Here is a 20,301-nt window from a genome sequence, read left to right as displayed (position 1 = left end):
GATTCGGGCAAAATTCGACTGGAGCACGCGCCGTTCGACCTCTTTAAGATGCTTATCGAGCTGAATCATTTGTTCAAACCTTTGGCAACAGAACGCGGTATCGACTTTTCTGTTCCACGACTGGACTCGCTAAATCAGCAGTATTTTGTTGGTGACGTCACCCGTATCAAACAGGTGTTGATTAACTTACTTAGTAATGCAGTTAAATTTACCTCACAGGGTAGTGTGAGTCTGGAAGTGAAGCAACATGACCTCGATGAAGAATATCAGGAAATAAATGTCTCTTTCGCCGTCATTGATACGGGAATTGGCATTGAGCCTGACCAGCTCAATTCGCTGTTCGATGCCTTTTCGCAAGCTGACTCTTCAATAACACGGCGTTTTGGCGGGACCGGTTTGGGGCTAAGTATTTCGAATAAGTTGTTGTTGCTGATGGGCGCCTCACTGGAGGTAGACAGTGCGCCCGGAGAAGGTTCGCGTTTTTCATTTGAACTGACGTTACCGGTATCCAGCGCAGAGCGGAAATTGGATCACCGACAGTCAGATCGAACCGTATTTAATTTTGATGGTGGTAAACAGGTTCTGATTGCAGAAGATAATGAAATCAATCAATTGGTTGTGAAGGCTATGTTACGTAACCTTGGACTCACAAATATTGTCATGGCAAATAATGGTGCAGAAGCCGTCGAATACTGTGAGTCTAATCACGTTGATGTAATCTTTATGGACATGCAAATGCCAGAAATGGACGGACTTGAGGCTACCCGTAAAATCCGCCGTTTACCCAATCATAATCGCACGCCAATTATTGCGTTAACCGCAAATGTTTTACCAGAAGACAGTGCCGCCTGCCTTTCTGCGGGCATGAACCATTTTCTAACCAAACCCATCGATGAAGACGCGCTTAAGCAGGCGCTTGAAGGAATCGTATAGTCAGTTTACTGATATGACGGGAAGGAAAGGGAAGAGCAGTGAAGCAGGTTAAAGATGTAAGCGGTCAACGGATTGTACAAAAAATGTATTTACATCAATACGTATTGTGTAATTTTTGTATAGTAATATAGTATTTACTAAAGCGATACTCAGTTGATTTTCCCCGTTCTGCTGGTTTTTAACGTTGTTGGGCATGGACTGGCGAGAATAAAAAGAAAGGACACATATATGGGTAATTCGAAAACTAAAAACGGCGGTGGTGACTCACAACTCGCCGACACTCCGGCTAGTTCAGCACAACAAGATCTGACGCAACTACGCGATATTTTATTTGGGCAGGCTCAACAGCAACTCACTGAACGCATTGATACGGTTGAAAAGCAGCTTGCAGAACAGGTGGCTACACTCACCGACAGTATTGAAAAGGGATTTGCGACGTTGAACGCTTCGTTGCGGGAAACAGAAAAAGCGCTTTCACAGCAAATAACCCAGACAGACACCAAACAAGACGACAATTATACCCAGTTGATGAAAATAACTGATGGTCTGCAGTCGTCTCTTGAGATGGCTGAGTCTGCGGCGAAAAGTGACACCCAGTCGCTCGAAAATCACATGGTTCAGGAAATGGATAAGCTGGATGCGCAAATTGCGGCGAATATTGCGCAGCTACAAGAGAAGTTATCAAAAGTGACCAGCGAACTCAGTAACACTAAAACTGACCGCAAAACCCTCGCAGAACTGCTGGCAACAATGGCAACCAATCTGGTTACGGATAAGTCATAATTGCTATGGACAAGCAGGATGCACCACAGCACGGCGAGGATGATTCATCGAAAGTGGCTGAGGCTTCGCTAGACAAAGTCAGGCAGCTATTATTTGGTCAGGATGATCGCTATCTGGCGCCATCGGTGGACAAGCAGGTTCGTCAGTCTGTAAGCGGTGTTGTCTCAGAAGCGTTGATTGAGCGCGAGCGCAAAGACGGTTCTGTGAATAAAATTCTGGTGCCGCTGGTAGAGCGCTCAATTGATCGTTCAATTGAAGTAAACCGTGACAAAATTGTGGGTTCGCTTTACCCATTGGTGGGCTCGCTGGTGCGTAAAGCGGTGTCCGCATTCCTGGTGGATTTCGTAGAAAAGACTAACAATATCATTGAAAGCAGTTTTTCCGTGCGCGGCGCTATGTGGCGTTTTCGGGCATGGCAAGCTGGCATTCGCTATTCTGACTACGTCGCTGCGCAAATATACCAGTATAAAATCGACCAACTGCTGATCATCCATCGGGAAACCGGCACGTTACTGGTGTCTGTCGCCGCAGATGAGTCCAAAGCCCAGGATGCCGATTTACTCTCCTCCATGCTGGTGGCAATAAATGATTTTGTCGCCGATGTCATTACGCAGTCAGCTTCATCAGAATCTTCACTGCACGAGGTGAAAACTGACGCCGTCACCTTGCAAATCAAGGTCGGCCCCGAGGCCATTTTGGTGGCTGCTGTGGTCGGTAAGTTACCGCCCGATGTGCAAGTAAAATTACAAACCACGCTGGAAGAGTTTCATCATTTTTACAACCAGCCTTTGGCGGCTTACGAGGGCGACAATAGTGAGTTTCAGTCGGCGCAAGGCGTGCTTATTGACTGTTTGGTCAGTGACAAGCGCGAAGCTTATCGCAAACCTGCTGGATGGAAAAAAATCCCGGTTTGGTTGTTGCTCCTTGCGTTAGTTGGTTTTGGTTGTGTGCAGGTGTATCAAAATATTGAATTGACTTTGCTCACCAACAAGCTGCGCGATCTGGATAACCCACCGGGCATCATTGTAAACCGGGTTGCCGAAAACGACGGGCAAATACATATTTCATTGCTGAGAGACAGTGCCGCAATGTCTGCCACTGCCTGGTTGGCTGAAAAAGGGATTGATGCCAACAAAGTAACAATCAGCGAGCGCCCTTATTTATCGGTGGAACCGGCTATTGTGCAACAAAAAGCGAGCCAACTCGTTGCGGACATTCCGACGCTGGAAGTCAATTTACAATCTGACAGTTTACTGTTGTCCGGTCAGCTATCCTCACAACAATGGCTGGCGCTGAATCAGTCATTGCAAAAAATACCAGGTATTGATGCCCTGACGATTGACAGTCGCGCTTTAAAAATCAGTGCAAATCAGTCCTTAGATGTCGTGCAGCGAGAGGCGTTGATTCAACACTATCGCAATCGAATTACACAATTTGCGGTGACATTTGAGGTTGATGCATCGCAACTAAATGCCACTCAGCGCGCTTATCTGGGAGATTTAGCGCAAGATATATTGGCCTTACAAGCCATATTGTCAGATACTGGAAGCGCACCAAAGATATTGATCATTGGCAGCAGTGATCAAACGGGCGTTGCATCAAAAAACAAAGCGCTAAGCGCTGTCAGGGCAGAAGCGGTAAAACGTGCTCTGGTTGAGCAAGGTGTGCCAAGCGCTTCGTTGATTGCAACCGGTATTGGTGAGTTACCTATTGATAACCAATCAGGCAGAATGGTTTTATTCACACTGTTTCCCCAATCATTGTTGGGAGCAGAGGACGTTGAACAGTGATCCAAAAGAAAATTTGCATGCTTGGCCCCACAGGAGTGGGCAAAACAAGTCTTGTGAAGCAGTACGTCGAAGGTATTTTTTCTGAAAAATACCTTACCAGTATTGGCGTAAAAATTGACAAAAAGCAGGTCGAGCGTAACGGCTCGACGGTCCAGCTCATGCTCTGGGACATGGAAGGCATCGACCGCTATTGCGGCTTTAATCCGCGCTATCTGCGTGGCGCATCATCTTTTTTCATTATCGTTGACCAAACCCGCTATCAGTCGTTAGTGGAAGGGATTGAGGTATACCAATTAGCCAGGGAGGCCAATCCCAAGGCTCACGCCGTGCTGGTGGTTAACAAAGTGGACTTACCGGCAACCAGCCATTGGAGTCGCAGCGAGCTTGAACCCTATGAAAATCATTTCGCAAATGTATTTTATACCAGCGCTAAAACGGGTGAGTCGGTGGAAGATATGTTTGAGTTTGTTGCGTTTGGGGAGTCGTAAAGCATGGACGTATCGTTACTCAGAAAGTTAGGTGTTATTGACTGTGCGGTGCTGCAACCAGACAGCGGTAACCGCTTTCGTGTTCAGGGTGACGCACCGGTATGGTTGACTGAAATAGCTGAACCCTATGCAACAAATAGTGTGTTGATTACCGACGAGGCGAGTCCTTATTTAGCGGATTTTTTAATAGACGCTGAAGCGGTGTGGGCCGGCAAGAACGACAATTACCTGACCGCCGGTATGTGGGAAGAACAAATTAAGGACGAGGCCCTGCATTTTGATGCTACCGCCATTAAAACCGCCGAGGGCAGTGCCTATTTGATTGTCCAGAATGTTGAAAAAGCCTTTAAAAAGCAGCAGTCGGTGCTGCAAAGCGCCCGGGAAGTGTTGCTCGAACACGATGAAATTGTGGGGGAGCATGAGTACATAAAACAGCGGCTGACTCATGTATTAGCTTCTAACAAGCAGCAACTGTTGGATCCCGCACCAATACACCAGACTATTTATCACCTGGAGACTGGGGTGGTAGTCACACGGGCCGATGGCCCATTATTGTTCGAAAACGAGTCGGCAAAAATGCTGTTGTGCAGCGCCCAAAAAGAAGACACCACAGCACAAATTCACGGCATGCTAACCGAACTGAATCTGAATCAGCAGATTACGGATGATTTGGTGAAGCGAAAAACGTCCTGGCAGGGCGAATTGTTCTGGCACAATAATGCGTCAGCACCAGTGTGGTTACAGTTAACTGTTCATCCGGTTGTCGATGAAGCCAACAATCACTCTCACTGGATCTACGTATTGAGTGAAATCAGTGCATTTAAACAAAATGAAGCGGCGTTACTGCCTCAGACCAGCACGGATTCGCTGACACAATTACCCAACCGCCATTATTTTACTGTGCAGCTTCGACGCACAATTGCACAAAAAACGCCGTTTTATCTGATTTACGTGGACGTTAAGGGCTTTAAGCATATTAACAACCTGCATGGCTATAAAGCTGGTGATGAGATACTGGGCGCCGTAGCCGCCCGACTCACCAAAGCGGTCGGTGAGCTGGGTTTTGTGGCGCGCATAGCCAGCAACGAATTTGCCCTTATTCTGAATATAAAAAATAAAGCGGTGGCAAATGACAATGCGCTGATATTCGCCGAAGCGCTGCAATCCACGTTGCGACAGCCCTATGATACCAGCCTGGTGCAAGGCCTCACCCTGGACGTGTGCATAGGTTTGGTGCGTTATCCTGAACACGCTATGTCTGCCGATGAACTAATGCGAAACTGTGATTTGGCGCTGTATTACGCAAAGTACCGACTGGACAATGCAATTTGTGCGTTCAGTGATGAGCTTAAACGCCACAGTGAAGAGCGCTACAAGCTCGAAGAGTCTTTGCGCCGGGCAATCGAAAATGGTGAGCTGGAGGTGTATTTACAGCCCATTATCGATTTGAAAGCAAATCGGGTAGTGAAATGTGAAGCGCTGGCGCGTTGGCAACATGCCGATGGTGAATTTATTTCGCCTGAGGTATTTATTCCCGTGGCTGAGCAAACCGGACTTATTATTCCCTTCGGAAACTGGCTGATTGACGAGGTGTGTAAAATATTAAAGCGTTTTAAGCAGCAAGCCGTTGATGTTCGGGTCGCAATCAATGTGTCGGCACGGCAGGTGTCCGATCAGGATACTATCGACTACATCATCAGTAGTATCGAGTCCTATCAGGTCAATCCGAAGCAACTGTCGGTTGAGCTTACTGAAAGCGTGCTGGTGCACAGCTATGAAAGTGTTTCCGCGCTACTGGTGAAACTGCGTCAGTTGGGGGTGATTGTATCCATTGACGACTTTGGCACCGGATTCAGTTCGTTATCCTATCTGAAGCATTTATCTATCGATGAGCTTAAAGTCGACAAATCGTTTATTCAGGATGTGGGTATCAAAAACAACGAAGACAGCGCTATTGTCCTGGCTATTTTAGGCTTGGCGAAAAGCCTTAATCTGCAAGTTATCGCAGAAGGGGTTGAGACTGCCGATCAACATCAGTTTTTAATTGATAACAACTGCGATTGCGCGCAAGGGTTCTTATATAGCAAGCCGATGACGGTTTCTGATTTCAGCACATGGTACAAAGACTACACGTCGCAATCGTGATTGGTTGTTGGAAACGCCATGCCTCGTTGTCAGTCTGCGCTGTTAACAGGCTTATTCAGCGTCTGGTGATTTAATTATGCCAGGGGCCGACTCAATTTGCTCTGCCTCTTCTTTTACCGGCGTGGCCAGTTCTGCCAGTTGCGCTTTTAGTTCATCGCGGCGTGCTTTCAGCGCGTCTTTTTGTTCACTGTCAGCCCCGGACAGCTGCTCCTGGATAGCAGCCAGTTCCGCTTCCACGGTCATTTTGTCGCGTTGAATGGCTTCTGCTTCTTCGGCCTTGTCGAATAATATATCTTCCGGACGAGGGGCGTCAGGCTCATTGACCTGCACAATGCGTTGCCTCACCGGTATCATTACGCGGTCGTCAGGTTGTGGTCGGGAATTGACGAACGTAGGTGAAACAATTTCAATATTAGCATTATGCAAACAGTCCAACACGGCTTTGTGTAGCTTTGAACGCGCACTGATCATGCTTTTTACATCGGTAAGGAGCCCTGCGATTCGGTATGTAACAGAAAAGTCGCCTAGTGAAATAACCTGAACAAACGGCTCTTCTAATCCCGCTTCGGTGCCTGCCTGTAACAAATGCTGTTCAACTTTACTGTGGTGTATTTCGTATCCCAGGCTGAGTTCAACTGACACAATTGCCCCCGACGAACGCACCACGGTCACCGGACTGTTAATCAAAATCGTGTTGGCAAAAGCAATAAGTTCACGGGTTTCTGTCTGAATTTCGGTTTCCAAAAGTCCCATTTCGGCTACGCGCCCAGAAAAGCCGTTCACCCTTACAAAGTCGCCCAGCCGGAAAGGTTTGTTGAAACGCAACACCAAGCCGGCCATGACATTCGACACAATGGTGGTAGACGAAAACGCAATGACACCCGAGAGTAAAATACCGATTAGCGCCAGTATCTGGTTTTGAATGGCTTCGCTAAGCGGCAATGACAATACAAACGCAATGACACTGACGAAGGTAAGCAACAGCATGATAAGCTGCCGGGGTAGCCTTTGGTCACTGGTTAAGTGCGTATTGCGGCGGATCAGTACCCAGTGGAAAAACGCCAGGCCTAGGCCAATGACACATAAGGTAAGCAAAGAAGGAATGTAATCAGCCAGGTGCGCCATGTAATCAACTCAGATAATTGTTCTGGGCACACTGTATCGGGGCAAGCGAGTGAAGTAAATAGGCGAAGAGGTAGTTCGAGGAGGGAATAAAGCCGGGATATCAGAGAGATACCCCGGAATCTTACAGTGAAGCTTAGTACTCGAACATTGCCGAGATAGATTCTTCGTTGCTGATACGACGAATCGTTTCAGCCAGCATTTCAGACAATGTCAGCTGCTTAACTTTACCAATTGCGCGCATATCTGCAGCAAGAGGAATTGAGTCGGTGATAATAATTTCATCAATCACTGAATCACGTAAGTTATTTGCCGCGTTGCCTGAAAAGATAGCGTGTGTTGCATATGCATACACTTTACGAGCACCGTGCTGTTTTAACGCATCGGCGGCTTTCGCCAGGGTTCCACCTGTGTCGATCATGTCATCAACAATGATACAGTCGCGGTCCTGCACATCACCAATGATGTTCATTACCTGCGCAACGTTCGCTTTAGGACGACGCTTGTCGATAATGGCCAAATCGGTATCGTTCAACAACTTAGCTGTTGCACGCGCACGCACAACACCACCAATGTCAGGTGAAACAACAACTGGATCAACGAAATCGCGCTGGAACATGTCGTTCAACAGGATTGGCGTACCGAAGGCATTGTCTACCGGTACATCAAAGAACCCTTGAATCTGCTCAGCGTGTAAATCGATTGTGAGTACACGGTCAACGCCCACGTTAGACAGAAAATCCGCAACCACTTTTGCGGTAATGGGTACACGCGCAGAGCGAACACGACGGTCCTGACGGGCATAACCAAAATACGGGATAACGGCTGTAATACGGCCTGCAGATGCACGGCGTAGGGCGTCGATCATAACGATCAACTCCATCAGGTTATCATTGGTGGGCGCGCACGTAGACTGGATAATAAAAACGTCCGAGCCACGGACGTTTTCATGAATTTCTACTGCGATCTCGCCGTCACTAAAACGGCCGACGGTGGCGTTGCCAAGCTTGGTGTAAAGGCGATCAGCAACTTTCTGGGCTAATTCAGGAATCGCGTTACCTGCAAAGAGCTTCATGTCTGGCACAAGTGTTTCCTCGGTGCTTTGATAGTAGGAGGTGGCTGGGGTAGCTGGACTCGAACCAACGGATGGCGGGATCAAAACCCGCTGCCTTACCAACTTGGCTATACCCCATCAAATTGTTGTCGTTAGATTAGAGACACTTGTTCTAATTTTAGTAAAAGCGGCGAAGTATTCATACCTTTTGCGACGAATCCCGACCATTTTGATGGCAATTGTTGATGCACATCGCTGGCCTGTGACACTGTCTCAAATTTGGCAAAAACACACGCGCCCGTGCCAGTCATCCGCGACGGTGCGTAGTGTACCAACCACTGTAATAATTTTGCAACTTCCGGATGCGCATTACAGACAATTTGCTGGCAATCGTTATGGGTAGAATCAAATTCGTAATCCTGCCATTGCATTGGTGGGGTATCTCGCGGCAGTTCAGGATGCCCGAATACCTCAGCAGTCCCCACGTGTACGCCCGGGAACACCACTAAATACGCTTGCTCCGGGAGCCTTGTTGGATGAATATCTTCGCCCACACCACCGGCAAATGCGGTCTTTCCGCGTACAAATATCGGTACATCTGCGCCTAATGTCAGCCCCAGTTCTGCCAGCTCATCGGTGCTGAGTTTGCACTGCCAGTAATGGTTGAGCGCAACCAGTGTGGTGGCGGCATTAGATGACCCGCCACCTATACCACCACCCATAGGTAATTGTTTATCCAATAAAATATCGACGCCCTGACTAACATTACAATGGCGCTGTAGCATGCTGGCGGCGCGATAGACCAAATTATCTTCAGTATTCACCCCGGGAATTTCCGGGCTAACCGTGATGTCACCCGTTGTATTCAGACTAAAAGCCAGACGGTCCCCGGTGTCTAACATCTGAAACAGGCTTTGTAACTGATGGTAGCCATTGGGGTATCGGCCGAGAATATGAAGAAATAAATTGAGCTTGGCGGGACTGGGCCACCAGTCTGGAGTTAATTGAGTGTCCATTTATAAATTCGAATTTTAATTGAGTGATCAGGCTGTAATGGGTTGGTAAGTGTGAGCGCGTGGGGCAGCCAAACATCGTCCACCTGCTGATATCTGCTGTAACTGACTATCCAACCGGCACATTGTTGGCAGGCGGGTTTTAGCTCCGACACCAAACCGTGCTCGTCTAACTGGTAAATATCGCCGGTTTTTGGCACGCCTTTGATCCAACTGAGCAACTGATTCACCGGAATATCCCATCCTGTCATTTGATATAACAGCAGACTGGCACTGGGATCAGTGTAGATTTCGCCATCGGCCTCCAGCACGGCACCGTCACGGGTATTTTGCATGTCGACCAGCGTGATGCCCAAAAAGTTGCTTAGGCGAAATTCAAAATCAGGTTGTTGGGTCTGCCAGCGTAAATTAGCGCTTAATGACTGGTCGGGGTGTTTAATGGCCAGCTTGCCACTGATTTCCCAGGTCGAGATCTGGCGTAACTTTGACAGTTGTTCGGGTAAATCAATTTGCCCTTCTGGTTGAGGTAAACGCGCTGCACACCCACTGACTAAGACGATTAAAAAACCTACAAAAAGGTGTCGTAACACGGTCAAACCTAAAAAATCTATTAAAACGATAGTGGAACATAGAACTACCAGCACTTTCAATCATTTTGGCTTTTTCGTACAATGCCGCTCCATTGTAGCTGTTGTCGAACCTCATGACCCTGATTGCCCTCGGAATAAACCACAAAACCGCACCGGTTGAACTGCGTGAAAAAGTCGCGTTCACCCCGGATTCGCTGGTTGAGGCGTTGTCATCGTTGAAATCATTCGACGGCGTGGAAGAGTCGGTCATTGTCTCTACCTGTAACCGCACTGAGCTTTACGTCACCGCAGATAACGTTGACACCAGCCAGTTAATCGACTGGTTAGCGTCGTTTCATGGTGTCGACCGCGAACAGCTCAACGCAAATGCCTACATCTATGAACAAGTCGCTGCCATAGAACACATTATGCGTGTAGCCTGTGGACTTGATTCGCTGGTATTAGGCGAGCCGCAGATTCTGGGGCAAATAAAGCAAGCCTATAATCACGCCCGTCATTCAGGTTTAGTCAGTACTCAGTTCGACAAGTTGTTTCAGCACACATTTACCGTTGCCAAGCGGGTGCGAAGCGAAACGGAAATAGGCGCCAATGCCGTGTCTGTTGCTTATGCCGCAGTGCAGTTAGCCAAACACATATTCGCCCGCTTGCCTGAACGTTCCGTGTTACTAGTCGGCGCAGGTGAAACCATTGAGTTAGTTGCACAGCACTTAAAAGAACAAGGCGTTAAACGTCTTGCCGTTGCCAACCGTACCCTGGCCCGGGCGGAAAACCTGGCAAGTTCACTGGATGCAGAAGTGATGACGCTGAGCCAGCTACCGGAAAAGCTCCATCAGTTTGATATCGTAATCAGTTCGACTGCCAGTCAGTTACCGCTGATTGGTAAAGGCATGGTTGAGGATGCGCTAAAGCAGCGACGTAATTTGCCTATGTTTATGGTGGATTTGGCTGTCCCACGCGATATCGAGGCTCAGGTAAATGAGTTGGGCGATGCCTATTTATATACCGTGGATGATTTGCAGCACATCGTGCAGCAAAATATGGCATCACGGGAACAGGCCGCCGCCCAGGCTGCCGGGATTATTGAGCAGCAAGTCGGTAGCTTTTTGCAGTGGCAACAGTCCCGTCAGAGTGTCGATCTGGTGAAACAATACCGCGACAGAGGTAATCAGCAGCGTCAGGAATTACTCGACAAAGCGCTAAAACAAATTCAGGAAGGTCAGTCAGCAGAAGACGTTGTAGAAGAACTGGCCTATAAATTAACTAATGCATTACTTCACGCACCGACTCGCGCGCTGCGTGATGCCTCAACTCAGGCCGATCAACGCACAACCCGATGGCTGGCTAAAGCGTTTGAACTGGACAACCCTGACAACAGGTAACCGTCACACATATATCAGGAAAAGTATGAAAGAGTCCGTAGTCATTAAATTGGAAAACCTCGTAGAACGCTTCGCTGAAGTGCAGGCGCTGCTTGGTGATCCTGACACTATTAGCAACCAGGAGAAGTTCCGCGCGTTGTCTAAAGAGTTCAGTCAGTTAGAAGATGTTGTGGCGGGGTTTAATGCGTATCGTCAGGCCGAAGAGGATTTAGCGTCTGCGCAGGAAATGCTGCAGGAAGACGACGCTGAGATGCGCGAGATGGCGCAGGAAGAAATCAAGGTCGCCAAAGAAGAGATTGATCGTCTCGAATCTGAACTGCAAATTCTGTTGCTGCCGCGCGACCCGAATGATGATCACAACTGCTTCCTTGAAATCCGCGCGGGTGCAGGTGGTGACGAAGCGGCTATTTTTGCCGGTGATTTGTTCCGCATGTACAGCCGATATGCTGAAACCAAAGGCTGGCGCATTGAGTTGGTAAGTGCCAACGAAGGCGAGCACGGCGGTTTTAAAGAAGTCATTGCCAACGTTTCCGGTGACGGTGCCTATGGCGTGATGAAATTTGAATCTGGTGGTCACCGCGTGCAACGTGTGCCGGAAACGGAATCACAAGGCCGTATTCACACTTCAGCCTGCACAGTCGCAGTGTTGCCAGAGATCCCTGAATCTGAGGCAATTGAAATTAACCCGGCAGATTTGCGTGTCGATACCTTCCGTGCGTCTGGTGCGGGTGGTCAGCACGTTAACAAAACTGACTCCGCTATTCGTATTACGCACATTCCTACAGGCGTTGTGGTTGAGTGTCAGGACGAACGTTCACAGCACAAGAACCGCGCCAAGGCGATGTCGGTGTTACAGGCTCGTCTGAATCAGATCGAACAGGACAAGCGCGACGCAGAAGAAGCCTCTACTCGTCGTAACCTGGTAGGCAGTGGTGACCGTTCAGAGCGTATCCGTACCTATAATTTCCCACAAGGACGGGTAACAGACCATCGCATCAACCTGACATTGTATCGTCTTGACGAAGTCATTGAAGGTAGTCTTGGTCTGCTGCTTGAACCTATCCGTCAGGAACATCAGGCCGACCTGTTGGCTTCACTGGCAGACAACTAAGTGACAGCGGGCTCGGGTAAAACCATAGCCGATGCCGTTCAGTGGGCAACGCAATCACTCGAAGGCGGGGAATCGCCCGCTGTGGATGCCAGGGTTTTGGTTTGCCACGTTATGGATTGCCAGCAAAGCTATTTGTATACCTGGCCCGAGAAACTACTTTCCGACGCACAATTCAGTGCGTTGGCTGAGTTGGTCGAGAAGCGGCAACAGGGGTATCCGGTTGCCTATCTTACTGGCAAACGCGGCTTTTGGGATCTCGAGTTAAACTGCAATCCTTCAACGCTAATACCGCGCCCTGAAACTGAATTACTGGTTGAAACCGCGCTCGCATTGCCCCTGGCTGAAACAGCCAATGTGTGTGATTTGGGCACCGGAACTGGCGCTATAGCACTGGCTTTGGCCTCCGAACAGCCTGGCTGGACGGTAACCGGCGTTGACCGCATTCCACAAGCCATCGAACTGGCAAAAAGCAACGCAGCATTAAATGGACTAGCTGGCCTGAACTGGCTGGAGAGTCACTGGTTTAGTGCTTTGCACCCCGAACAGCATTTTGACCTGATCGTCACTAATCCTCCCTACGTAGAAAGCACCAGCCCGTATTTGCATGAAGGTGATGTGCGGTTTGAACCCCATTCGGCATTAACAGCCGGTGAAGATGGTCTGGATGATATTCGCCTTATCATTGCGCAGTCGCCAGCGTATTTATCGAATGGCGGATGGCTGCTGATTGAGCATGGTTACACGCAACATCAAGCGATAAACGCCTTGCTTCGTGAGCATGGCTTTACTCAGTGTCGTGGCGTTAAAGACCTCAATGGTCTGGACCGTATCACCATGGGTCAGTGGACTGCTTGAAACCTTGCGTGTTGATCTGCATCTATGGCAGTGGACACTTCACCCTAATGCACTATACTTCTGAATCGACGGCTTGTATAACTCTATGATATGTGGCTGAAAAAGCAGTAAGTCGGCAACCAGTTATCCCTATGACCCCAGATGGGGAATATGACACAAAAGGAATGCGTTACATGAACGATGATGATGTATTGTTTGTAGATGAAGATGATGAACCGGAACAAGGAGAGATCGGTTACTGGAAAGTACTGATTGTTGATGACGAACCTGAAGTGCATGCCGTTACACGTTTGGCCCTCAATGACTTTACCTTAAACGGCAGAGCGCTTACGTTTTTAAGCGCCTACGATGGCGAAGAAGCTCGTCGTATGTTTCGCGAACACAACGACATCGCCGTCGTATTGCTGGATGTAGTAATGGAGTCAGACGACGCCGGCCTGCGAGTGGCTGACTACATCAGAAACGATTTGGAAAATCACTTCACACGCATAATCCTGCGCACCGGCCAGCCCGGTCAGGCCCCGGAAAAAGACGTGATCATCAATTACGATATTAATGATTACAAATCCAAAACCGAACTCACCGCGCAGAAGCTGTTTACCGTGATCATTGCTGCGCTTCGTTCTTACCGGGACATTATTGTTATTGAAGAAGCCCGAGCCGGGCTGGAAAAGATAATCGATGCATCCGCAGATTTGTTTTCTTCCCGCTCACTCGAACGCTTTATGCAAGGGCTGATTCAACAGCTCGCGTCTATTTTAGGCGGCGCCAAGAACGCGGCCTACATTACCTCGGCAGTTGCAGTATCCAAACCAATAGGTACATTGGGGGATTTATATATTTTCGCAGGGAACGGCGAATACTCCGGTAAGGAAGGCGGGCGCTTGCGAGAGTCGTTGTCTGAATTTGAATACGACTTGTGCCAGCAAGCACTCCAACGCAAAGAAGTCGTCTTCGCTGACGAGCATTTGGTTGCTTACTGCAAAAGCAATGTAAACCGTGGCTCATTGCTATTTTTAACCGGTTTGCCTCGCCCGGTAAATGAAATGGATATTCAGTTAGTTCAGAAGTTTTCTGAAAACGTTCAGATAGCGTTCGACAACCTGCTCAACTCCCGAGAAGTCAGTGATACCCAAAATGAAATTGTGCAGCGACTGGGGCAGGCACTGGATGGCCGGGAACTCGACAATAACCACGTTAAACGCATAGTGGCGATGACCGAGACATTCGCATTAAAAGCCGGCATGAACGAAAGCGCATTGCAAATGTTGCTGCTTGCTGCGCCCTTACATAACATAGGGAATTCTTATGTACCGCGCTCAATACTCAACAAATCAGAGACACTCTCTGATGAAGAGTTTCATCAAATTCAGATGCATGCCGAGTTTGGCTACCAGGTCTTTAAAGACTCAAAAAGGCCTATCATTAAACTGGCTGCTCAACTGGCCAGGCATCACCATGAACGCTGGGACGGAGAAGGGTATCCGGACGGCCTGAAAGGTGAAAAAATCAGTTTGGAAAGCCGTTTAATGGCCATACTGGATACCTTTGATGCGCTGTACAATTCCCGGGTCTACAAACCTGCCTGGCCGTTGGAAAAAGTGCAGGAAACCATGCAAGAAGCGGCCGGAAAGCAGTTTGATCCGCAGTTGATGCAAATATTTATCGAAAACATCGACAAGTTCGTGGAAATTCAGCAACAATACCCCAGTCAATCTAACTAATAAAAAGGAATCGCGATGTACATGATGGCGAAACACCTGCACATGACAGCCGTTGGCATCAGTGTGCTGTTGTTTGTTTTTCGTTTTATCTATGGCCAGATGAACCCTTCATTTCTACAAAAAAAATGGGTCAAGGTCGTACCGCATATTATCGACACCGTGTTACTTGGTAGCGCAATCTGGTTATGTGTGATTTTATCTCAGTACCCAATTGTTAATAGCTGGCTGACTGCTAAGGTCATCGGCGTGATCGGTTATATATTGTTTGGTTTGCTGGCACTTAAATCAGAAACCCCGGTTAAAAAGTGGGGCGGTTTTGCCGGCGCATTGATTGTATTGGGTGTAACGGCTAAAGTCGCGATAACCAAGCAAGTCTTCTTCTTGTAATTTTTTACTCCTGACAGGACACATCATCATGACTCAAATTTCGCAGGTTACAGTGGGCAATATCACTGTCGCGAATGATAAGCCATTTGTTTTATTTGGCGGAATGAACGTACTGGAATCACGCGACCTTGCAATGCGGATTGCGGAACACTACGTTGAAGTTTGCCAAAAGCTTGATATTCCCTATGTATTTAAAGCGTCCTTCGACAAGGCAAACCGCTCGTCCATTACGTCCTTTCGTGGACCGGGTATGGAAGAAGGGCTGAAGATCTTTGAAGAAATCAAGTCGACGTTTAAAGTTCCACTCATCACCGATGTGCATGAGCCGTATCAGGCGGCACCTGTTGCCGAAGTGGTAGATGTTATTCAACTGCCGGCTTTTTTGGCTCGCCAAACTGATTTGGTCGTCGCGATGGCCAAAACGGGGGCGGTAATTAACGTGAAGAAGCCTCAGTTCCTGGCACCACATGAAATGCGTCATATCATTAAGAAGATCGGCGAAGCCGGTAATGAAAACGTGATTCTGTGTGAACGTGGTAGTTGTTATGGGTACAACAACCTGGTTGTCGATATGCTGGGTATGGATGCCATGAAAGAATACGCTCCGGTTATTTTCGATGCGACACACGCATTACAAATGCCTGGAGGCAGAGAAACGTCGGCTGATGGTCGTCGTGCGCAAGCTGCGCAGTTGGCGAGAAGTGGTATGGCTCTGGGTCTTGCCGGGTTATTTATTGAATCTCACCCGAATCCGGATGAAGCCAAGTGTGATGGTCCTTGTGCATTACCGCTTTCCAAGCTGGAAGGGTACCTGACACAAATGAAAGCGCTCGATGAGCTGGTGAAGGGCTTTGCACCACTGGATACCAGTGCAAACTAAGTAGCGTGATTTCGCGACCTGATATGCTCAGCGGCGTGTAGCCGCAGAGCATACGGCAGGTGTGAAATGTCTTTCTTATTCAGCGCGTGTGGCTGAATTCAGTGCTGATTCACCTTCATAAAGGTTAACCAACAGCGCGTTTCTACTTTATTGGGATTGTGTTGATCGGTCAGCAGGTTTTGTTGTGCCTGGGCTTTTACCGATGTTTCAATGCTTGGAGCCGGTAACTCTACGCTAATTGCGAAAGTGACAGGGGTGACAGTCGGACTTACTGTCGCAACTTCACTCGCATTAGAAAAGAATGGTACTATTAGCGCGCTTAACGCGATACTTGTTAAAATTGATTTAGTCATATTCACACCTAATTAATTTAATGGTTTTGATTGTTTCAATATTGTTAAGATTTTACAAAATTTAAAACTTTTAACCTCTTGTCTTTTAAAGAGGTTTTTTAAGTTCGGGTAAATAATAAACAGTAATTTCGGTGCTGAAAAATGAAAAAAATTGCGGGTTTTAAATTAGAAAAACTAATGGGTTTGTCACCTGCTTGTCACATTGGATAATTGCTGAATGCACCGACGTCTTCCCCCCCTGAATGCCCTGAAAGCCTTTGAGGCCGCGGCCCGGCACCTGAGTTTCACCCGAGCCGCTGACGAGTTGTTCGTTACCCAGGCCGCTGTGAGTCATCAAATAAAGGCACTTGAAGAATTCTTATCACTCAAGCTATTTATTCGCCGAAACCGCACGCTACTGCTTACTGAAGAAGGGCAGGCGTATTTTTTAGAGCTCAAAGACATCTTTAAAAATCTGCAGGATGCCACCGAACGGTTACTGGCAAGAGGCAGTAAGGGCGCTATTACGGTTGCAACACCACCGAGCTTCGCCAGTCAATGGCTGGTGCCAAGGATCAGTAAATTTAGCCTGGCCTACCCCGATATTGATGTGCGCCTCAAAGCCGTCGACTTCGACGAAGGCTTCCTGGCCGACGATATTGACGTGGCCATTTATTACGGCCGCGGACGCTGGAGTGGGATCCAGGCTGAGAAACTGCATACGGAATTCTTAACGCCGTTGTGTTCGCCCAGTTTATTTCAGGGTAGCAAGCCACTGAACTCCCTGGCTGATTTGAAGCACCATGTGTTGCTGCACGACTCCAGCCGGGCAATTTGGAAAATGTGGTTAAAACACTTTAATGTTTACGGCGTAAATGTGAATCAGGGGCCCGTCTTCAGCCATTCCATGATGGTCATGCAAGCCGCGGCGCTGGGGCAGGGTATAGCGCTTGGTAACTCGGTGCTGGCAAAACCAGAGTTAGACGCCGGTCGTCTGATCATGCCTTTTGAAGAGAAATTAGAAAGCCGTGACGCCTATTATCTGGTGTGTCACGAAGGCCAGGCTGAAATGGGGAAAATTGCCGCGTTTCGGGACTGGGTGATGAATTTAGTACAAGAAGAACAAGCTTATGTGTAACTGGTGGGTCACTGAGCCCGACAACCCGAAAGCAACATTGATATTGGCGCACGGCGCTGGAGCTGGCGCAAAATCAGATTTTATGCAGGACATGGCTGAGCAATTAGGTGAACTAAACTTACGCGTGGTGCGATTTAATTTCCCCTACATGACGCAAATTGCGGAGACAGGGAAAAAGCGGCCGCCAGATAAGATGACGAAACTGGAAGCTCACTATAAAGAGGTTATTGAACAGGCCTTCGCTAAATGGCCAAACGAGCCTCTATACATTGGTGGAAAAAGCATGGGGGGGCGGGTTGCGACACTCATTGCACAGGATACCAAAGCGGCAGGCGTTGTCGCATTGGGGTATCCATTTCATCCGCCTGGCAAGCCAGAGAAGCTGCGAACAGCGCACCTTGAGGCATTCGAAAAGCCACTGCTCGTTATACAGGGCGAAAGGGACACGTTTGGCAATCAGCAGGAAGTGAACGATTACGCACTGCCTGAGGCTGTCACAACACAATTCCTTGCCGACGGCGACCACAGTTTTAAACCCCGAAAAGCCAGTGGCCTGTCCCAGGCCGAGCATATCGCTACGGCCGCACAGTGGTGCGCGGCATTTATTCTGGAACAACAATGAAATTATCGTTAATCATTGGCGCCGTATTGGGGCTAACCGCGGTTATATTGGGCGCGTTTGGGGCGCATGGGCTTAAACATGTGCTCGATGCAGGGGCTCTCAATACCTTTGAAATCGCGGTGCGATATCAAATGTATCACGCGTTGGCTATTCTTCTGATTGGCGCATTGTCCCATGTGGCCAGTGTGACTTGGTTAAGACGTGCCGCTATAGGGTTTATTGTTGGTGTTGTGTTATTCAGTGGCAGTTTATATCTGTTGATTTTTACCGGCAAGAAATGGCTTGGGCCGATAACACCGCTGGGCGGATTATGTCTGATGGTAGGGTGGGGCTTTACGGTTATTGCGCTGACTAAAGGTGCGGATAACGGCGCGAATAAAGGAGCTTGTGACCATGAGTAGTGTATTGGCCTATTGTCGCCCTGGTTATGAGGTAGACCTGGGCAACGAACTCCTCGCACTGGCCACAGAAAAAGGCTTGTATGGCTATCCGCAATTCAAAGCGAACAGCGGCTTTGTGCAATTTGTTTTTCACCAGGATGCCGATGCCGAGTCATTTGTAAAGACGCAGCCGGTTGACCAGACGATTTTTGCCCGCCAGCTTTTTGAGGTCCTTGCTGACGTCGTCATTGAAGACAAGAGCGACCGAATTGGGCCTATTATCAGTAGTCTCACCGAATTAGCCGATGTGCCGCGCTGTGGTCTGCTGTTTGTTGAACACGCCGATACCGAGGCGGGTAAAGAGCTGGCAAAACTCTGTAAGAAGATTGCGGTCCCCATGCGGCAGGCTTTTCGCAAACAGGGCTGGCTCACCAAAGCAGAACAGACAAAGCTGCCTGCCATGCACGTGTTTTTTACCGATACAGACCGATGCTTCGTGGGCGTTAGCGACAGCAACGGCCGCAGTCCGTTTGCCAATGGTATATGTCGATTAAAATTTCCTTCACAGTCACCCAGTCGTTCTACTTTAAAGTTAGAAGAAGCCCTGTTGTTGATGCTGACTGACGAACAACGTGAAGCGATATGCCGTCCAGGCGCCCGGGCAGTGGACTTAGGCGCGTGTCCGGGAGGCTGGACATATCAGCTGGTATCGCGGGAAATGCATGTCGAGGCCGTCGACAACGGCAAAATGGCCGACCATTTGATGGCAACCGGGTTAGTCGACTACCGCCCGGAAGATGGATTTCGCTATAAGCCGCAGTTTGGTCAGGTCGAGTTATTGGTGTGCGACATGATTGAAAAACCAGACCGGGTGGCCGATCTCATGGCGTCCTGGCTTTGTAAGCGGTGGACCAATCACGCCATCTTTAATTTAAAGTTGCCGATGAAACGGCGATATGAGACCGTATACACCGCAATTCAGTCGGTCAAAGCACAACTGGCTGAACAAAAAATCCGGGCGACGATAAATGTCCGGCATCTGTACCACGACAGAGACGAAGTCACTGTTGCGGTAATTCGTGCTTTGTAAAAGATTTTTGATTATATATCATTGAGTTAGGTGGGTTCTACAAAGGAGCCGCCAGAATAGTTGCAGTCTTTTTTCAGAAAGGACTGTAAATCTGGTGGTGAAATCCTTTATAATCCCGCCGTTTTTTTATTCTGAACCTATTGAAAGTGAACTAATGGCAGACTTATCTCATTACAGAAACATTGGTATTTTCGCCCACGTAGACGCGGGTAAAACGACCACTACAGAACGTATTTTGAAACTTACCGGTAAAATCCATAAGACCGGTGAAGTGCACGACGGTGAGTCAACGACTGACTTTATGGAACAGGAAGCTGAGCGTGGTATTACTATCCAGTCTGCTGCGACCACCTGTTTCTGGAAAGATCACCGCATGAACATCATCGATACTCCAGGACACGTTGACTTCACTGTTGAAGTATATCGTTCACTGAAAGTATTGGATGGTGGTATCGGTGTTTTCTGTGGTTCAGGCGGTGTTGAGC

General features: G+C 48.4%; 21 protein-coding genes and 1 tRNA gene. 16 read left to right on the top strand and 6 right to left on the bottom strand.

The window, feature by feature from the left end; all coding sequences use genetic code 11:
- The 5 genes from AC4MRN_RS10800 to AC4MRN_RS10780 all read left to right on the top strand — a co-directional run.
- Nucleotides 1–933 (top strand): response regulator (locus tag AC4MRN_RS10800; RefSeq protein ID WP_491203270.1); only part of this gene is annotated, 933 nt, incomplete at its 5' end.
- A gap of 228 nt (nucleotides 934–1,161) precedes the next feature.
- Nucleotides 1,162–1,716 (top strand): hypothetical protein, encoded by a 555-nt coding sequence (locus tag AC4MRN_RS10795; RefSeq protein ID WP_491203269.1) that lies wholly within the window; start codon nucleotides 1,162–1,164, stop codon nucleotides 1,714–1,716.
- A gap of 5 nt (nucleotides 1,717–1,721) precedes the next feature.
- A complete protein-coding gene (locus AC4MRN_RS10790; RefSeq protein ID WP_491203268.1) occupies nucleotides 1,722–3,506 on the top strand; it encodes an OmpA family protein in 1,785 nt (594 codons plus the stop codon).
- Nucleotides 3,503–3,994: a Rab family GTPase gene (locus AC4MRN_RS10785; protein ID WP_073322362.1), complete on the top strand. Its 492-nt coding sequence runs from the start codon at nucleotides 3,503–3,505 to the stop codon at nucleotides 3,992–3,994. Before AC4MRN_RS10790 ends, AC4MRN_RS10785 begins: the two co-directional genes overlap by 4 nt.
- Nucleotides 3,995–3,997: 3 nt before the next feature.
- Entirely contained in the window at nucleotides 3,998–6,139 is a 2,142-nt protein-coding gene (locus AC4MRN_RS10780) for a putative bifunctional diguanylate cyclase/phosphodiesterase (RefSeq protein ID WP_491203267.1), read from the top strand.
- Between the two features lie 51 nt (nucleotides 6,140–6,190).
- Here the strand turns inward: AC4MRN_RS10780 and AC4MRN_RS10775 are convergent, their stop codons facing one another.
- The 5 genes from AC4MRN_RS10775 to lolB form a co-directional block, all read right to left on the bottom strand.
- Nucleotides 6,191–7,264, bottom strand: coding sequence for a mechanosensitive ion channel family protein (locus tag AC4MRN_RS10775; RefSeq protein ID WP_491203266.1), 1,074 nt, complete (start codon nucleotides 7,262–7,264; stop codon nucleotides 6,191–6,193).
- 133 nt (nucleotides 7,265–7,397) lie between these two features.
- A complete protein-coding gene (locus AC4MRN_RS10770) occupies nucleotides 7,398–8,345 on the bottom strand; it encodes a ribose-phosphate pyrophosphokinase (protein WP_073322356.1) in 948 nt (315 codons plus the stop codon).
- Nucleotides 8,346–8,377: 32 nt separating this feature from the next.
- Nucleotides 8,378–8,453: transfer RNA gene (locus AC4MRN_RS10765), tRNA-Gln, on the bottom strand.
- Nucleotides 8,454–8,467: 14 nt separating this feature from the next.
- Entirely contained in the window at nucleotides 8,468–9,331 is an 864-nt protein-coding gene (gene ispE / locus AC4MRN_RS10760; protein ID WP_491203265.1) for a 4-(cytidine 5'-diphospho)-2-C-methyl-D-erythritol kinase, read from the bottom strand.
- The gene (gene lolB, locus AC4MRN_RS10755) at nucleotides 9,316–9,918 is read right to left on the bottom strand and encodes a lipoprotein insertase outer membrane protein LolB (RefSeq protein ID WP_490403388.1); all 603 of its coding nucleotides are present in this window, start codon (nucleotides 9,916–9,918) and stop codon (nucleotides 9,316–9,318) included. Before lolB ends, ispE begins: the two co-directional genes overlap by 16 nt.
- Nucleotides 9,919–10,031: 113 nt before the next feature.
- Between lolB and hemA the strand changes: the two genes are divergently transcribed.
- The 6 genes from hemA (at nucleotide 10,032) to kdsA (ending at nucleotide 16,254) form a co-directional block, all read left to right on the top strand.
- Nucleotides 10,032–11,297 carry a glutamyl-tRNA reductase gene (gene hemA / locus AC4MRN_RS10750; RefSeq protein WP_155014377.1) on the top strand — a complete coding sequence of 422 codons (1,266 nt, stop codon included), beginning with the start codon at nucleotides 10,032–10,034 and terminating at the stop codon, nucleotides 11,295–11,297.
- Between the two features lie 25 nt (nucleotides 11,298–11,322).
- On the top strand, nucleotides 11,323–12,408 hold the full coding sequence (prfA, locus tag AC4MRN_RS10745; protein ID WP_255053265.1) for a peptide chain release factor 1: 1,086 nt from the start codon (nucleotides 11,323–11,325) through the stop codon (nucleotides 12,406–12,408).
- Nucleotides 12,409–13,263, top strand: coding sequence for a peptide chain release factor N(5)-glutamine methyltransferase (gene prmC / locus AC4MRN_RS10740; protein ID WP_491203264.1), 855 nt, complete (start codon nucleotides 12,409–12,411; stop codon nucleotides 13,261–13,263).
- Nucleotides 13,264–13,436: 173 nt separating this feature from the next.
- Nucleotides 13,437–14,987 carry a DUF3369 domain-containing protein gene (locus tag AC4MRN_RS10735; RefSeq protein WP_491203263.1) on the top strand — a complete coding sequence of 517 codons (1,551 nt, stop codon included), beginning with the start codon at nucleotides 13,437–13,439 and terminating at the stop codon, nucleotides 14,985–14,987.
- Nucleotides 14,988–15,002: 15 nt separating this feature from the next.
- Nucleotides 15,003–15,374: a SirB2 family protein gene (locus AC4MRN_RS10730; protein ID WP_255053268.1), complete on the top strand. Its 372-nt coding sequence runs from the start codon at nucleotides 15,003–15,005 to the stop codon at nucleotides 15,372–15,374.
- 28 nt (nucleotides 15,375–15,402) lie between these two features.
- The gene (gene kdsA, locus AC4MRN_RS10725; RefSeq protein WP_491203262.1) at nucleotides 15,403–16,254 is read left to right on the top strand and encodes a 3-deoxy-8-phosphooctulonate synthase; all 852 of its coding nucleotides are present in this window, start codon (nucleotides 15,403–15,405) and stop codon (nucleotides 16,252–16,254) included.
- A gap of 98 nt (nucleotides 16,255–16,352) precedes the next feature.
- On the opposite strand, the gene AC4MRN_RS10720 is transcribed toward kdsA, so the two are convergent.
- The gene (locus tag AC4MRN_RS10720) at nucleotides 16,353–16,607 is read right to left on the bottom strand and encodes a hypothetical protein (protein WP_491203261.1); all 255 of its coding nucleotides are present in this window, start codon (nucleotides 16,605–16,607) and stop codon (nucleotides 16,353–16,355) included.
- A gap of 217 nt (nucleotides 16,608–16,824) precedes the next feature.
- On the opposite strand from AC4MRN_RS10720, the gene AC4MRN_RS10715 reads away from it, so the two are divergent.
- From AC4MRN_RS10715 to AC4MRN_RS10695, 5 genes are all read left to right on the top strand, one after another.
- Entirely contained in the window at nucleotides 16,825–17,724 is a 900-nt protein-coding gene (locus AC4MRN_RS10715; RefSeq protein ID WP_073322338.1) for a transcriptional regulator GcvA, read from the top strand.
- Nucleotides 17,717–18,346 carry an alpha/beta family hydrolase gene (locus tag AC4MRN_RS10710; RefSeq protein ID WP_491203260.1) on the top strand — a complete coding sequence of 210 codons (630 nt, stop codon included), beginning with the start codon at nucleotides 17,717–17,719 and terminating at the stop codon, nucleotides 18,344–18,346. Before AC4MRN_RS10715 ends, AC4MRN_RS10710 begins: the two co-directional genes overlap by 8 nt.
- Entirely contained in the window at nucleotides 18,343–18,747 is a 405-nt protein-coding gene (locus AC4MRN_RS10705; protein ID WP_491203259.1) for a DUF423 domain-containing protein, read from the top strand. Before AC4MRN_RS10710 ends, AC4MRN_RS10705 begins: the two co-directional genes overlap by 4 nt.
- Nucleotides 18,740–19,816: a 23S rRNA (cytidine(2498)-2'-O)-methyltransferase RlmM gene (gene rlmM, locus AC4MRN_RS10700; RefSeq protein WP_255053272.1), complete on the top strand. Its 1,077-nt coding sequence runs from the start codon at nucleotides 18,740–18,742 to the stop codon at nucleotides 19,814–19,816. Before AC4MRN_RS10705 ends, rlmM begins: the two co-directional genes overlap by 8 nt.
- Before the next feature lie 154 nt (nucleotides 19,817–19,970).
- On the top strand, nucleotides 19,971–20,301 hold a 331-nt coding region (locus AC4MRN_RS10695), incomplete at its 3' end, for a GTP-binding protein (RefSeq protein WP_491203258.1).

This window comes from Marisediminitalea sp., assembly GCF_984433645.1.
The sequence above is the reverse complement of the archived record's forward strand: the minus strand, read 5'-3'. Positions and strand labels throughout refer to the sequence as shown.